This is a genomic window from Pseudomonas sp. BT-42-2, assembly GCF_025847435.2.
GTDB classification, from domain to species: Bacteria; Pseudomonadota; Gammaproteobacteria; order Pseudomonadales; family Pseudomonadaceae; genus Aquipseudomonas; species Aquipseudomonas urmiensis.
Genome location: NZ_JAOYTM010000012.1, coordinates 115,717 through 128,462, shown reverse-complemented (window position 1 = coordinate 128,462; position 12,746 = coordinate 115,717). Strand labels below are relative to the sequence as shown.

At 63.2% G+C, this 12,746-nt stretch carries 14 protein-coding genes; 8 read left to right on the top strand and 6 right to left on the bottom strand.

What is annotated here, in order from left to right:
* Nucleotides 1-5: 5 nt before the first annotated feature.
* The 4 genes from OIU19_RS15275 to OIU19_RS15260 form a co-directional block, all read right to left on the bottom strand.
* Nucleotides 6-998 (bottom strand): hydrolase, encoded by a 993-nt coding sequence (locus OIU19_RS15275; protein WP_264235702.1) that lies wholly within the window; start codon nucleotides 996-998, stop codon nucleotides 6-8.
* 74 nt (nucleotides 999-1,072) lie between these two features.
* On the bottom strand, nucleotides 1,073-1,675 hold the full coding sequence (gene rsmD / locus OIU19_RS15270) for a 16S rRNA (guanine(966)-N(2))-methyltransferase RsmD (protein ID WP_264235700.1): 603 nt from the start codon (nucleotides 1,673-1,675) through the stop codon (nucleotides 1,073-1,075).
* Nucleotides 1,675-3,171: a pitrilysin family protein gene (locus OIU19_RS15265; protein ID WP_264235699.1), complete on the bottom strand. Its 1,497-nt coding sequence runs from the start codon at nucleotides 3,169-3,171 to the stop codon at nucleotides 1,675-1,677. Before OIU19_RS15265 ends, rsmD begins: the two co-directional genes overlap by 1 nt.
* The gene (locus OIU19_RS15260) at nucleotides 3,164-4,519 is read right to left on the bottom strand and encodes a pitrilysin family protein (protein WP_264235698.1); all 1,356 of its coding nucleotides are present in this window, start codon (nucleotides 4,517-4,519) and stop codon (nucleotides 3,164-3,166) included. The genes OIU19_RS15265 and OIU19_RS15260 overlap by 8 nt, the downstream gene beginning before the upstream one ends.
* 232 nt (nucleotides 4,520-4,751) lie before the next feature.
* On the opposite strand from OIU19_RS15260, the gene ftsY reads away from it, so the two are divergent.
* The 4 genes from ftsY (at nucleotide 4,752) to rpoH (ending at nucleotide 8,971) form a co-directional block, all read left to right on the top strand.
* Entirely contained in the window at nucleotides 4,752-6,314 is a 1,563-nt protein-coding gene (gene ftsY / locus OIU19_RS15255) for a signal recognition particle-docking protein FtsY (RefSeq protein ID WP_264235697.1), read from the top strand.
* A complete protein-coding gene (gene ftsE / locus OIU19_RS15250; protein ID WP_186556547.1) occupies nucleotides 6,311-6,982 on the top strand; it encodes a cell division ATP-binding protein FtsE in 672 nt (223 codons plus the stop codon). The genes ftsY and ftsE overlap by 4 nt, the downstream gene beginning before the upstream one ends.
* The gene (gene ftsX / locus OIU19_RS15245; RefSeq protein WP_264235696.1) at nucleotides 6,979-8,004 is read left to right on the top strand and encodes a permease-like cell division protein FtsX; all 1,026 of its coding nucleotides are present in this window, start codon (nucleotides 6,979-6,981) and stop codon (nucleotides 8,002-8,004) included. The genes ftsE and ftsX overlap by 4 nt, the downstream gene beginning before the upstream one ends.
* 112 nt (nucleotides 8,005-8,116) lie before the next feature.
* Complete coding sequence (gene rpoH, locus OIU19_RS15240) at nucleotides 8,117-8,971, top strand: RNA polymerase sigma factor RpoH (protein ID WP_264235695.1); 855 nt, start codon at nucleotides 8,117-8,119, stop codon at nucleotides 8,969-8,971.
* A gap of 154 nt (nucleotides 8,972-9,125) precedes the next feature.
* On the opposite strand, the gene mtgA is transcribed toward rpoH, so the two are convergent.
* Nucleotides 9,126-9,836: a monofunctional biosynthetic peptidoglycan transglycosylase gene (mtgA, locus tag OIU19_RS15235; RefSeq protein ID WP_264235694.1), complete on the bottom strand. Its 711-nt coding sequence runs from the start codon at nucleotides 9,834-9,836 to the stop codon at nucleotides 9,126-9,128.
* Between the two features lie 65 nt (nucleotides 9,837-9,901).
* Between mtgA and OIU19_RS15230 the strand changes: the two genes are divergently transcribed.
* The 4 genes from OIU19_RS15230 to trmB all read left to right on the top strand — a co-directional run bounded on the left by OIU19_RS15230 (nucleotide 9,902) and on the right by trmB (nucleotide 12,155).
* Entirely contained in the window at nucleotides 9,902-10,273 is a 372-nt protein-coding gene (locus OIU19_RS15230) for a DUF423 domain-containing protein (protein ID WP_264235693.1), read from the top strand.
* A 102-nt stretch (nucleotides 10,274-10,375) separates the two neighbouring features.
* The gene (gene thiS, locus OIU19_RS15225) at nucleotides 10,376-10,576 is read left to right on the top strand and encodes a sulfur carrier protein ThiS (protein WP_099814494.1); all 201 of its coding nucleotides are present in this window, start codon (nucleotides 10,376-10,378) and stop codon (nucleotides 10,574-10,576) included.
* A gap of 52 nt (nucleotides 10,577-10,628) precedes the next feature.
* Entirely contained in the window at nucleotides 10,629-11,423 is a 795-nt protein-coding gene (locus OIU19_RS15220) for a thiazole synthase (RefSeq protein WP_186556552.1), read from the top strand.
* Between the two features lie 9 nt (nucleotides 11,424-11,432).
* Complete coding sequence (gene trmB, locus OIU19_RS15215; protein WP_186556553.1) at nucleotides 11,433-12,155, top strand: tRNA (guanosine(46)-N7)-methyltransferase TrmB; 723 nt, start codon at nucleotides 11,433-11,435, stop codon at nucleotides 12,153-12,155.
* A gap of 262 nt (nucleotides 12,156-12,417) precedes the next feature.
* Here trmB and OIU19_RS15210 read toward each other — a convergent pair whose 3' ends face one another.
* Nucleotides 12,418-12,744, bottom strand: coding sequence for a DUF3392 domain-containing protein (locus tag OIU19_RS15210; RefSeq protein WP_016393360.1), 327 nt, complete (start codon nucleotides 12,742-12,744; stop codon nucleotides 12,418-12,420).
* Between the last annotated feature and the right edge of the window lie 2 nt (nucleotides 12,745-12,746).

Here is a 12,746-nt window from a genome sequence, read left to right as displayed (position 1 = left end):
CGGGCTCAGCCTCCCTCTACCAGCCACTGCGGAATCCGTCGCTCCAGGTAATACCCCGGATTGCGCAGGCTGCCGTCGACAAATCCGACATGCCCGCCACGGCTGTGCAGCTCGAAGTGCGTCTGCGGCGCCAGCTCGTCCGCCGTGGGCAAGCTGTGGCTGAACACGAACGGGTCGTCGCTGGAATGAATGATCAGCGTCGGCGTACGATTTTCGCCCAGGTAATAGCGGCTCGATGAGCGCCGGTAGTAATCGTGCGCATCGCGGAAGCCGTTGAGCGGCGCGGTCACCTTGCCATCGAAATCCCAGAACGTGCGCAAATTGCGCAGAGTGCCGAGGCGCTCCAGCGCCGCCAACCCTTCCTGGTGGCCGTTAGCGCGCAAATGCCGCTCCTTGTGCTGCACGTAGGCGAGCATTTCACGCATGAAGTGCGCCTGGTAGACCTTGGAGAAGCCCTGACCGATGCGGTCGGCACACTCGTCCAGACGAAACGGCACCGACACCGCTACCGCTGCCTGCAGTTGGCTGGCCGAGCCGCTTTCACCCAGATACTTGAGCAACACATTGCCGCCCAATGAATAGCCAACTGCATACAGCGGCGCCAGTGGCCGCTGGGCACGCAGGTGGCCAATGGCTTCGGCGAGGTCTTCGCTGGCGCCGGAGTGATAACTGCGGGCCAGCAGGTTCGGCTCGCCCGAGCAGCCGCGCCAGTTCACCGCGACACTGGCCCAGCCACGCGCCAGCAAGGCTTGCTGCAAGCCTTTGACATAGGGTGAGTTGGATGAGCCAGTCAGGCCGTGGAGCACCAGTACCAGCGGTGCGTCATGCTGATGCGGGCCGTGCCAGTCGAGGTCGAGGAAGTCGCCATCGGCCAGCCAGAGCCGCTCTCGGCTGCGCTGCAATTCGGGCATCTTGCGCCAGAGCGGCCCCCACAAGGTTTGCAGGTGGGGGTTGGAAATCCCGGTGGCGGGGCGGAACGTGGCGGTGAGGCTGGGCATGCTGGGCGACTCTTTGTGTGCCTGCCTAGAGTGCCATGGAACACCGCCGCTGTACCTACGCTATTGGTCGGCAATCAGCCGCGTTGCCACAACGCGTAATGCACCTGGCCGGTTTTCTTCTCGCGGTGCAGGCGCCAGTTGGCTGGCATCTGCAGCGAGGATGGCGCGGCTTCGCTTTCGGTGTAGATCCAGGCGCGCTCACGTAGCCACTGATGCTGTTCGAGCAGGTTGCAGGTGTTGGCCAACAGGTCCTGGTGAAACGGTGGGTCGAGGAACACCACGTCGAACTGCTTTTTCGCCTCGCCGTCCAGATAGCGCAGGGCATCGGTCTGCAGGATCTGCCCGCGCGGGCAGCGCAGCAGTTCCAGGTTGTCCTTGAGGTTGCTGATGGCTGCCGGGTTGCTGTCCAGTGCCACGGCATCTTCGGCGCCGCGTGACAACGCTTCGAGGACCAGGGCGCCGCTGCCGGTGAAGGCGTCGAGCACCTGGGCGCCCTCGATGTAGGGGGCGAGCCAGTTGAACACGGTTTCGCGCACGCGATCAGGGGTTGGGCGCAGGCCCGGGCCTGCGGGCACCGCCAGGCGGCGGCTACGCCACTCGCCAGCGATGATGCGCAGGTGGCCCTGGCCTTGGCTCGCGCCCTGGGCGGCGCGAGCGGGGGTGGATGGCTTGGCCATTAATGCTCCGGTACGCCAAGCGGCTGCTCGGCGGGTTTGTCAGTAGGCGGTGGCAGTGGTTTTTGCGGCACTTTCGGGCCAACCGTGACGATCACCAGTTTGTCCGCCGCCAAGTGTTTGTTCATGGCTGCCTTGACCTGCTCGACGGTCAGGCTCTGCGACTGCTGCATGAAGTCTTCGAGCCAGGTCAGCGGTAGGTTGTAAAAGCCAATAGCGCCCAGCTGGCCGACGATACTGGCGTTGCTGGCATTGGACAGCGGGAAGCTGCCGGCCAGTTCGCGTTTGGCATCGTCCAGCTCTTGCTGGGTCGGGCCATTCTTGAGGTAGTCGGCGAGGATATCCTGCACCAGCTTGAGAGTGCCTTCGCTCAGTTCGGCGCGGGTTTGCAAGTTGATCATGAACGGGCCACGCACCTGCATCGGGCTGAACACCGAGTAGACGCCGTAGGTCAGGCCGCGTTTTTCCCGCACTTCGCTCATCAGTCGGGTGCCGAAGGCACCGCCACCGAGGATCTGGTTGCCCAGCGACAGCGCAGCCCAGTCTGGATCCTGACGATCGATACCCAGCTCGGCGAGCATCAGGTGGGTCTGCTTGGACGGGAAGTCGATATGGGTAACGCCGGCCTTGGGCTCGCTCGGCTCGGCTGGTTTGGCCAGGGCGGCACCTTTAGGCAGCGCGGCGGAGACTTGAGCGGCGATGGCTTCGGCTTCGCTACGGCTCAGGTCGCCGACCAAGGCGATCACCGCATTGCCTGCGGCATAGGCCTTGGCATGGAAATCGCGCAGCTGTTGCTGGGTGATCCCAGGAATGCTCTGGGCGGTGCCGTCGCTCGGGTGCGCGTAGGGGTGGCTGCCATACAGGTTGGCGAACAGCGCCTTGCCAGCGATCTTGCCTGGATTCTGCTTCTCGTACTCGAAACCGGCCAACAGCTGGTTCTGGATGCGCTTGAGGGCGTCGGTGGGGAAGGTCGGCTTACCGGCAACTTCAGCGAACAGTTTCAGTGCCGGTTCACGTTTGTCCGGGGCGCTGAGGCTGCGCAGGGTAGCGACCGCCATGTCCCGGTAGGAGCCGTTGCCAAAGTCCGCGCCCAGGCCTTCGAAGCCTTCGGCGATGGCGGTCACGTCCTTGCCAGCGACCCCTTCGTTGAGCATGGCGTTGGTCAAGGTGGCCAGGCCAGGGACGTCGCCATCCTGGCTGCTACCGGCGGCGAAGGTCACGCGCAGGTCGAACATCGGCAACTCACGGGCCTCGACGAACAGCACCCGCGCGCCTTCGGCGGTGGTCCAATTCTGGATGTTCAGCTCGCGTCGGCTGGGCGTCTTGCCGTCCAGCTCGGCCAGCGATTGCAGGGTATTGGTCGGGCGGGCGGCGGCGCTGTCGGCCTTGCCCGCGTTGTCCGATTGGGCAGGGCGGGCCAGCAGGAAGGCTGCGGCCACTACCAGCGCGACGATGCCCAGGCCGATCAGGGTATAGCGTGGGGCGCTGCGATCACTCATGAGCGGACTCCTCGGGCAGTACATGGGCAACGCTCAGGCGTTCGCGGGTGAAATAGGTGCGGGCGGCGTCCTGGATGTCCTGCGGGGTCACGCGCTTGAGCTCATCCAGTTCGCTGTCGATCAGCTTCCAGGACAGGCCGACGGTTTCCAGCTGGCCAATGGTGGTGGCCTGGCTGCTGATGGAGTCGCGGTCGTACACCAGCCCGGCGATGACCTGGGCGCGCACGCGCTCGAGCTCTTCGGCAGTCGGCGGGGTGGTCTTGAGCTCGTCGAGCAGTTGCCAGATGCCTTTTTCCACATCCGCCAGGGTTTTTTGCTTTTGCACGTTTGGCGTGGCCGAGATCAGGAACAGGCTGTCGCCGCGGGTGAAGGCGTCGTAACCGGAAGATGCACCGGCCACCAGCTCCTGGCCGCGCTCCAGGCGCGCGGGCATGCGTGCACTGTAGCCACCATCGAGCAGTGCCGAGATCAGGCGCAGGGCGTGCACGCTACGTGGGTCCTTGGCAGTTGCCAGGCCTGGCACGTTGAAGCCGTAGATCAGGTTCGGCAGTTGGGTGCGCACATGCAGGGTGAGTTGGCGCAGGCCAGGCTCGGCCAATTCCAGCGGTAGCTTGGAAGGCGGCACCGTACGCTTGGGAATGGCACCGAAGTACTTTTGCGCCAGCCCCTTGACCTCAGCGGCGGTGACATCGCCGACCACTACCAGGGTGGCGTTGTTCGGCGCGTACCAGGACTCGTACCAGTGACGCAGCTCCTCGACCTTCATGCGGTCCAGGTCGGCCATCCAACCGATGGTTGGGGTGTGGTAGCCGCTGGCCGGGTAGGCCATGGCGCTGAACAGCTCGAACGCCTTGGCATTGGGCTGGTCGTCGGTGCGCAGGCGGCGCTCTTCCTTGATGACCTCGATCTCGCGGCTGAATTCGTCGGCCGGCAGACGCAGGCTGGCCAGGCGGTCGGCCTCAAGCTCCAGGGCGACCGGCAGGCGATCGCGGGCCAGAACCTGGTAATAAGCGGTGTAGTCGTCACTGGTGAAGGCGTTTTCTTCCGCGCCCAGATCACGCAGGATGCGCGAGGCTTCACCAGGGCCAAGCTTGGCGCTGCCTTTGAACATCATGTGTTCGAGTGCATGCGACAGACCGGTCTGGCCCGGGGTCTCGTAGCTGGAACCAACCTTGTACCAGATCTGCGAGACCACCACTGGCGCGCGATGGTCTTCGCGCACGACCACTTTCAGGCCGTTATCGAGGATGAACTCGTGGGTCGGTTGCGGATCGGCGGCGAGGGCTGCCAGCGGCAGGCAGAGCGTGCTGAGCAACAGGCCAGCGGCACGGCGGGCTAGAGCATTCATACGTTGATTAACCTGTACGGCGGCCCGCTTCGGTTTAGCGTCGGCGGGCCAGGAGGTGCTAGGATACTGATCCGGTTGCCTGGCGACCATGCCTGTCGCCGTTCTGGCCCGCAGGACCTACGACAAAACGTTGCGCATGAACCAGCCGGATTCAAGATAGTCTGTTCTGCGTGATAGAGAATTCCAGATGCGCCGCTAATGGCCCATCGCTACCCTGAGATAGCCGTCTTCCATGTTTGGTTCCAACGACGACAAAAAAGCGCCGGCCGAGGCTGGCGAGAAGAAAGGCCTGTTCGGCTGGTTCCGCAAGAAACCGCAGCAACCTGTCGCCGAACAGCCGCAAACGCCTGAGCCTCAGGCTGCCGAGCCGATTGTGCCCGTCGAGCAGCCTGCTCCGGACGCGCAGGTGACGCAGCCCGAGCCTGCCCCTGTGCAGAGCTCGCCAGCCGCAGAAATCGAGCAGCCACCACAGAACCCTGTGGCCGCGACCGTGACGCCGACTGCCGAGCCGGCTCACACCCCTGTCAGCTCGCTGGTTTTGCCGGTGGCCGAAGAGCCTGTGGCGCTGGTTCCTGACCTTGAGCCTATGGAGCCCCCGGCGATCCCGCTGCGCCCGGCTGTCGAACCTGTGGCCCCGGTGGTGCAGGCGCCCGAGCCTGCTGCGCTGCAGCCTGAAGCTGTCGCCGTGGCTCCGATCAGCGAGCCGCAGCCTGTCGAGCCTGTTGTTGCCACTGCTGCCGTAGCTGAGCCCGAGCCTGAGCCAGTTGTCGTGGCGCAGCCAACGCCTGCTGTGGAAGCCGCGCCGACCGCCGCCGAGCCTGAACCTGAGCAGGTTCCAGCGGTGGTTGCCAATGAGCAGTCCAAGCTCGGCTTCTTCGCTCGCCTCAAGCAAGGCCTGTCGAAGACCAGTGCCAGCATCGGCGAAGGCATGGCCAGCCTGTTCCTGGGCAAGAAAGTCATCGACGATGACTTGCTCGACGAGATCGAGACCCGCCTGCTGACCGCTGACGTTGGGGTTGAGGCCACCTCGACCATCGTCCAGAACCTGACCCAGAAGGTTGCCCGTAAACAGCTGGCCGACGCTGACGCACTGTACAAGTCGCTGCAGGAAGAGCTGGCCGCACTGCTGCGCCCGGTCGAGCAGCCGCTGAAAGTCGAAGCGCAGAACAAGCCCTACGTGATCCTCGTGGTCGGCGTGAACGGCGCCGGCAAGACCACCACCATCGGCAAGCTGGCCAAGAAGCTGCAGCTCGATGGCAAGAAAGTCATGCTGGCTGCTGGCGACACCTTCCGCGCCGCGGCTGTCGAGCAGTTGCAGGTCTGGGGCGAGCGTAACCAGATTCCGGTCATCGCCCAGCACACCGGTGCCGATTCGGCCTCGGTGATCTTCGACGCCGTGCAGGCCGCCAAGGCCCGTGGCGCGGATGTGCTGATCGCCGATACCGCCGGTCGCCTGCATACCAAAGACAACCTGATGGAAGAGCTGAAGAAGGTCCGCCGGGTCATCGCCAAGCTCGATGCCGATGCACCGCACGAAGTGCTGCTGGTGCTCGATGCCGGTACCGGCCAGAACGCTATCAGCCAGGCCAAGTACTTCAACCAGAGCGTCGAGCTCACCGGCCTGGCCCTGACCAAGCTGGACGGCACCGCCAAGGGCGGGGTGATCTTCGCCCTGGCCAAGCAGTTCAGGCTGCCGATTCGCTTCATTGGCGTCGGTGAAGGCATCGACGATCTGCGCACCTTCGAGGCCGAGCCTTTCGTCAAAGCCCTGTTTGCCGAGCGGGAGCATTCATGATTCGATTCGAACAGGTTGCCAAGCGCTACCCAAATGGCCACGTCGGCCTGCATGAACTGAGTTTCCGCGCGCGCCGGGGCGAGTTCCTGTTCGTCACCGGCCACTCTGGCGCCGGTAAGAGCACCTTGCTGCGCCTGCTGCTGGCCATGGAGCGTCCGACCAGCGGCAAACTGTTGCTGGCAGGGCAAGACCTTGGCCAGATCAGCAATTCGCAGATCCCGTTCCTGCGTCGGCAGATCGGCGTGGTGTTCCAGAACCACCAGTTACTGTTCGATCGCACGGTATTCAACAACATCGCCCTGCCGCTGCAGATTCTCGGCTTGTCCAAGGCCGAGATCGCCAAGCGTGTGGATTCGGCGCTCGAGCGCGTGTCGTTGAGCGACAAAGGCGAGCTGTTCCCGGCAGACTTGTCCACTGGCCAGCAGCAGCGGGTCGGTATTGCTCGCGCCATCGTCCATCAGCCAGCGTTGCTGCTGGCTGACGAACCGACCGGTAACCTCGATCCACGCCTGGCGGCGGAGATCATGGGCGTGTTCGAGGACATCAATCGCCTGGGCACCACGGTATTGATCGCCAGTCACGACCTGGCCCTGATCGCGCGCATGCGTCACCGCATGCTGACCCTGCAACGCGGCCGTCTGATCGGCGATGGGGAGGCCGGGCAATGAGCACCACACGTACACCAAAGGTTTCCGAGCGCGTCGCGCCCAAGCCTGCTGATCCGCAGCCGAGCAAGAAGCGCGGCGGCCACGATGACGACGGCCCGGATTTTCGCACCCTGTTCAATGCCTGGCTGGAAAGCCACCGGGCGAGCCTGGCCGACAGCCTGCGCCGACTGGGCAAGCAGCCTATCGGTAGTTTCTTCACCTGCCTGGTGATGGCCGTGGCCTTGAGCATGCCGATGGGCCTGTCGCTGCTGCTGAAGAATGTCGAGCAACTGGGCGGTTCCTGGCAGCGTGCTGCACAGATTTCGCTGTACCTGAAGCTCGATGCCGGTAGCCGCGAAGGCGAGGCCCTGCGTGATGAAATCAAGGGCATGCCTGGGGTGGCCGATGCCCAATACGTCAGCCGCGAGCAGGCGTTGGAAGAGTTCCAGCAACAGTCCGGCCTGGGCGAAGCACTGCGTGAGTTGCCGGACAACCCCTTGCCGGGTGTCGTCGTGGTGACCCCTACCGAAGTCGACAAGCCCGCTTTGGAAGCCCTGCGTCAGCGTCTTTCGGAGCTGCCACGGGTTGAAGTGGCGCAGCTCGATTTGGTCTGGGTCGAGCGTCTGGCGGCGATTCTCAAGCTGGGCGATCGGTTTGTCTTCGGCCTGGCTGTGATGCTGATTTCTGCCTTGCTGTTAGTAATCGGTAACACAATTCGTCTACATATTGAAAACCGCCGTGTCGAGATCGAAGTGATCAAGCTGGTAGGCGGCACGGACAGCTACGTGCGCCGGCCTTTTTTGTACATGGGGGCGCTGTATGGGCTGGGTGCCGGGCTGTTGGCCTGGGGCATCCTGGCGTTCGGGCTGGACTGGCTCAACGACGCGGTAGTCGGCCTTTCTGGCCTGTATGGTAGTGATTTCGCACTTGGCGGAGTGCCAGCGTCCGATGGTCTATCGCTCTTGATTGGTGCAGTGTTGTTAGGGTATATCGGTGCATGGATCGCGGTGGCCCGCCACTTGAATGAGCTGGCCCCACGATAATGTTTTTTCGCCAGCATTGACTTTCTTACCGGTCTGGGAACTTGTTTCGCGGTTCCTGGTCAATGTTGGCAGTGCCCACAAGGCACGAGTCCAGTGAGTCGGAGGTTCTTGAATGACCACTTCGTTGCAGCCTGCATATGCTTTGGTTCCCGGGGCAAACCTGGAAGCCTATGTGCACACGGTCAACAGCATTCCCCTGCTGACGCCCGAGCAGGAGCGTGAACTGGCCGAGCGTCTCTTTTACGAGCAGGATCTTGAGGCCGCTCGGCAAATGGTAATGGCCCACCTGCGTTTCGTCGTGCATATCGCGCGCAGCTATGCCGGCTACGGCCTGGCCCAGGCCGACCTGATTCAGGAAGGCAACGTTGGCCTGATGAAGGCGGTAAAACGCTTCAACCCGGAAATGGGCGTGCGTCTGGTGTCCTTCGCGGTGCACTGGATCAAGGCCGAGATCCACGAATTCATCCTGCGCAACTGGCGCATCGTCAAGGTGGCTACCACCAAGGCCCAGCGCAAGCTGTTCTTCAACCTGCGTAGCCAGAAGAAACGCCTGGCCTGGCTGAACAACGACGAAGTGCATCGGGTTGCCGAGAGCCTCGGCGTCGAGCCACGTGAAGTGCGCGAGATGGAAAGCCGCCTGAGCGGTCAGGACATGGCCTTCGATCCCGCCGCAGAGGCTGATGACGACAGCGCCTTCCAGTCGCCTGCGCATTACCTGGAAGACCACCGCTACGACCCGGCCATGCAGCTTGAGGATGCCGACTGGAGCGACAACTCCACCAGCAACCTGCACGAGGCCTTGAGTGGCCTGGACGAGCGTAGCCGGGACATCCTCTATCAGCGCTGGTTGGCCGAAGAAAAGGCCACGCTGCATGAGCTGGCAGAGAAGTACAGCGTGTCGGCTGAGCGTATTCGTCAGCTGGAGAAGAACGCGATGAACAAGGTCAAGGCGCTGATTACCATCTGATTGGTTGCCAGACTGTTAAAAAACCGCCTGTCCCTTATGGGGCAGGCGGTTTTTTTTGGGGCAGTGCCAGTGCTATCGCGGGGCAAGCCCGCTCCCACGAGAGACTGAACGTGCCAGACAGAACGTGGGAGCGGGCTTGCCCCGCGATAGAGCCTCAAGGCCCCCGCGAAGCCTCCAGCTGCATCAGGTAGCTGGTGCCGCCCAACTGGCTCATCTGCCGCCGAATCCACCCGGCCCGGCTCGCGACATAGGCGCTGGGCCGGCCAGCATTCCACTTGAGTGGGCTCGGCAGCACCGCCGCCAATTGCGCAGCCTGTTGGCGAGTAAGGCGGCTGGCATCCACGCCAAAGTGATAACGCGCCGCCGCTTGGGCGCCAAACACCCCTGGCCCCCATTCGACGCTGTTCAGATACACCTCAAGGATCCGCTCCTTCGACCAGAACAGCTCGATCAATGCGGTAAACCAGGCCTCCAGCCCTTTGCGCAACCAGCTGCGCCCCGACCACAGGAACAGGTTCTTGGCCACCTGCTGAGTCAAGGTACTGGCCCCGCGAATGTTGCCACCGCGCTCGTTATGCGCCAGTGCAGCCTGGATCGCTGGAATGTCGAAGCCCCAGTGGTTGGCGAATTTCTGGTCTTCGCCGGCAATCACCGCCACTTTCAGGTCATCGGAAATGCGCTCCCACGGCTCCCAGTCGCGCTGCAGGTAAATCGGCTCGCCACTGAACCAGGACTGCACCTTGCGCTCGACCATTAGCGCCGTGCCCGGTGGCGGTATCCAGCGCAGCACCAGAACCAGCACGATGCTGCCAGCAGCAAACCAGAGCAGGGCGCGGACAACGCGGCGGAAAAAAGATGACAGCATGGCGATGGCTTGGCCGGACCGATGGAAGGGGCCATTATACAGACCCCTTCCGAGGAGTCGTCCCCATGCTTCGCAGCTTCCTGATGCTCGCCGCGTTTTTCGGATTCACCGGTGTCGCGCTGGGTGCGTTCGCTGCCCACGGTCTGAAAAACCGTCTCAGCGCCGAGTACCTGGCCATCTTTCATACCGGGGTGACCTATCAACTGGTGCATACCTTGGCGATCTTTGCTGTTGCGCTGCTCGCCGCGCACCTGCCGGGGCGCCTGGTGGGCTGGGCCGGCGGTCTGTTCGCGCTGGGCATCGTGCTGTTCTCCGGTAGCCTGTACCTGTTGACCCTGAGCGGCTTGGGCAAGCTGGGCATCATTACCCCGATCGGTGGCCTGTGCTTCCTCGCGGGCTGGCTGTGCCTGGGCCTGGCAGCCTGGCGTCTGGGCTGACCGACTGGTCCACAATCGCGACTAATGGTGCCCGCCACCCTTGGGTTCAACGGTGGATCGGGGCTAGAATGCGGGCCCCAAAGAACAATGGTGGCCGTGCGCATGCGCATTCAACTGAACGGTGAACCCTACGAATTGCCCGCTGGCGAGAGCGTTGCCGCCTTGCTCGCCCGGCTGGAGCTGACCGGTCGCCGGGTGGCGGTGGAACTCAACCTGGATATCGTGCCGCGCAGCCAGCACGACAGCACCCAGCTCAGCGAGGGTGACCAGGTCGAAGTGGTCCACGCCATTGGTGGCGGCTAGGCCTGCCCCGGCAATTCACGGAACGCCCCGCAACCTTTCCAGAGGAACACAGATGAGCAACGTTCGTAGCGACAAGCCCTTCACCCTGGCCGGGCGCACTTTCCAGTCGCGCCTGCTGGTCGGCACCGGCAAGTACCGTGACATGGAAGAAACCCGCCTGGCCATCGAGGCCTCGGGTGCCGAGATCGTCACCGTTGCTGTGCGCCGCACCAACCTTGGCCAGAATCCGGGCGAGCCGAACCTGCTCGACGTGCTGCCACCAGATCGCTACACCATCCTGCCGAACACCGCAGGCTGCTACGACGCCGTCGAAGCCGTGCGTACCTGCCGCCTGGCCCGCGAGCTGCTCGATGGCCACAACCTGGTCAAGCTCGAAGTACTGGCCGACCAGAAGACCCTGTTCCCTAACGTCATCGAAACCCTCAAGGCCGCCGAAGTGCTGGTCAAGGACGGTTTCGACGTGATGGTCTACACCAGCGACGATCCGATCATTGCCCGTCAGTTGGCCGAGATCGGCTGCATCGCGGTCATGCCGCTGGCAGGCCTGATCGGTACCGGCCTGGGCATCTGCAACCCGTACAACCTGCAGATCATCCTCGAAGAATCCAAGGTACCGGTATTGGTCGACGCAGGTGTGGGTACCGCCTCTGACGCCACCATTGCCATGGAAATGGGCTGTGAGGCTGTGCTGATGAACTCCGCCATTGCCCACGCTCAGCAGCCGGTGCTGATGGCTGAAGCCATGAAACACGCAATCGTCGCTGGTCGTCTGGCGTATCTCGCCGGGCGCATGCCGAAGAAACTCTATGCCAGCGCCTCGTCGCCGCTGGATGGTCTGATCAAGTAAGAGCCCCTGATGACTGAATCGCAAGAAACGCCGATCACCGCCGACGGCGAAGAGCGCCCACACCGCCGCATCAAGAGTTTCGTGATGCGCGCCGGGCGCATGACTGAAGGCCAGCAACGTGGTCTGGACCAGGGCGGCCCCCTGTTCATCCTGCCCCTGGCTGACAGCCCAGTGGACTACGACCAGGTGTTCGGTCGCTCGGCGCCGCGCACCCTGGAGATCGGCTTTGGCATGGGCCATTCGTTGCTGGAGATGGCTGCTGCCGCGCCTGAGCAGGACTTCATCGGTGTCGAAGTCCACCGTCCAGGTGTTGGCGCGCTGCTCAATGGCGTGCTGACCCAGGGTCTGAAGAACCTGCGTGTGTACGACTGCGACGCGATCGAAGTGCTTAACCGTTGTGTGGCCGACAACAGCCTGGATCGGTTGATGCTGTTCTTCCCCGACCCATGGCACAAGGCGCGCCATCACAAGCGCCGGATCGTCCAGCTGGAGTTCGCTGAGCTGGTGCGCCGCAAGCTCAAGCCGGGCGGTGTATTCCATATGGCTACCGACTGGGAGCCATATGCCGAGTACATGCTGGAAGTGATGAGCGCCGCGCCGGGCTACCGCAACCAGGCGGCCGATGGTGCTTATGTGCCGCGCCCGCAAGAACGCCCGATCACCAAGTTCGAACGCCGCGGCGAGCGACTCGGGCATGGAGTGTGGGACTTGAAGTTCGAGAAGCTGAGCTGATCGCTGGGCTGCCTAGCCGGCCTTTGGATGGCAGAACCTGCTGTAGTACAAGTAAAAAAACCGCCCTACGAGGGGCGGTTTTTTTTGATCAGGCCTCAGCAGAATGAATGCCAGCTAACTGATTGCGTTGGCCCTTGTGGGAGCGGGCTTGCCCGCGAACGAGGGCAAAGCCCTCGCCTTCCATCAATGGGTATGTACCGGCCTATTCGCGGGCAAGCCCGTTCCTACAGGGGGTGGCGTTGGCCTATCCCGCGCGCTGGCTTCATCCCCGCCGATCAGCCACCACGCCAATCAACACCAGCACCACCAAGAGCACTGGCGCCAACGCATAGTTGTTGAACTGGCTCAGCCCCTTCACCACCCACGGCGTCGCATAGATCAGCGCCGCGCCACTGCCGATCATCACCAGCAGTGCCATGAACGGCACACGCAGCGCACCAGCCAGGCCGCCCAGACGCTGTTCTACCCATGCCTTGATATCAGTGCCGAACAGCACTAGCAGGCAGCCTACCAGGGCCAGGGAAATCTCCGACAAATTGCTGCGGCTCCAGCGCGATACGGTCGCAAGCAGGTCAAGTACCAGGTCCATGG

What these genes read in the sequence shown, in the direction of transcription:
- trmB (WP_186556553.1), top strand. Translation starts at nt 11,433, where the DNA reads ATGACTGAATCGCAAGAAACGCCGATCACCGCCGACGGCGAAGAGCGC.
- rsmD (WP_264235700.1), bottom strand. Translation starts at nt 1,675, where the DNA reads ATGGCCAAGCCATCCACCCCCGCTCGCGCCGCCCAGGGCGCGAGCCAA.
- OIU19_RS15265 (WP_264235699.1), bottom strand. Translation starts at nt 3,171, where the DNA reads ATGAGTGATCGCAGCGCCCCACGCTATACCCTGATCGGCCTGGGCATC.
- rpoH (WP_264235695.1), top strand. Translation starts at nt 8,117, where the DNA reads ATGACCACTTCGTTGCAGCCTGCATATGCTTTGGTTCCCGGGGCAAAC.
- ftsE (WP_186556547.1), top strand. Translation starts at nt 6,311, where the DNA reads ATGATTCGATTCGAACAGGTTGCCAAGCGCTACCCAAATGGCCACGTC.
- thiS (WP_099814494.1), top strand. Translation starts at nt 10,376, where the DNA reads ATGCGCATTCAACTGAACGGTGAACCCTACGAATTGCCCGCTGGCGAG.
- mtgA (WP_264235694.1), bottom strand. Translation starts at nt 9,836, where the DNA reads ATGCTGTCATCTTTTTTCCGCCGCGTTGTCCGCGCCCTGCTCTGGTTT.
- OIU19_RS15230 (WP_264235693.1), top strand. Translation starts at nt 9,902, where the DNA reads ATGCTTCGCAGCTTCCTGATGCTCGCCGCGTTTTTCGGATTCACCGGT.
- OIU19_RS15260 (WP_264235698.1), bottom strand. Translation starts at nt 4,519, where the DNA reads ATGAATGCTCTAGCCCGCCGTGCCGCTGGCCTGTTGCTCAGCACGCTC.
- ftsY (WP_264235697.1), top strand. Translation starts at nt 4,752, where the DNA reads ATGTTTGGTTCCAACGACGACAAAAAAGCGCCGGCCGAGGCTGGCGAG.
- OIU19_RS15220 (WP_186556552.1), top strand. Translation starts at nt 10,629, where the DNA reads ATGAGCAACGTTCGTAGCGACAAGCCCTTCACCCTGGCCGGGCGCACT.
- OIU19_RS15210 (WP_016393360.1), bottom strand. Translation starts at nt 12,744, where the DNA reads ATGGACCTGGTACTTGACCTGCTTGCGACCGTATCGCGCTGGAGCCGC.
- ftsX (WP_264235696.1), top strand. Translation starts at nt 6,979, where the DNA reads ATGAGCACCACACGTACACCAAAGGTTTCCGAGCGCGTCGCGCCCAAG.
- OIU19_RS15275 (WP_264235702.1), bottom strand. Translation starts at nt 998, where the DNA reads ATGCCCAGCCTCACCGCCACGTTCCGCCCCGCCACCGGGATTTCCAAC.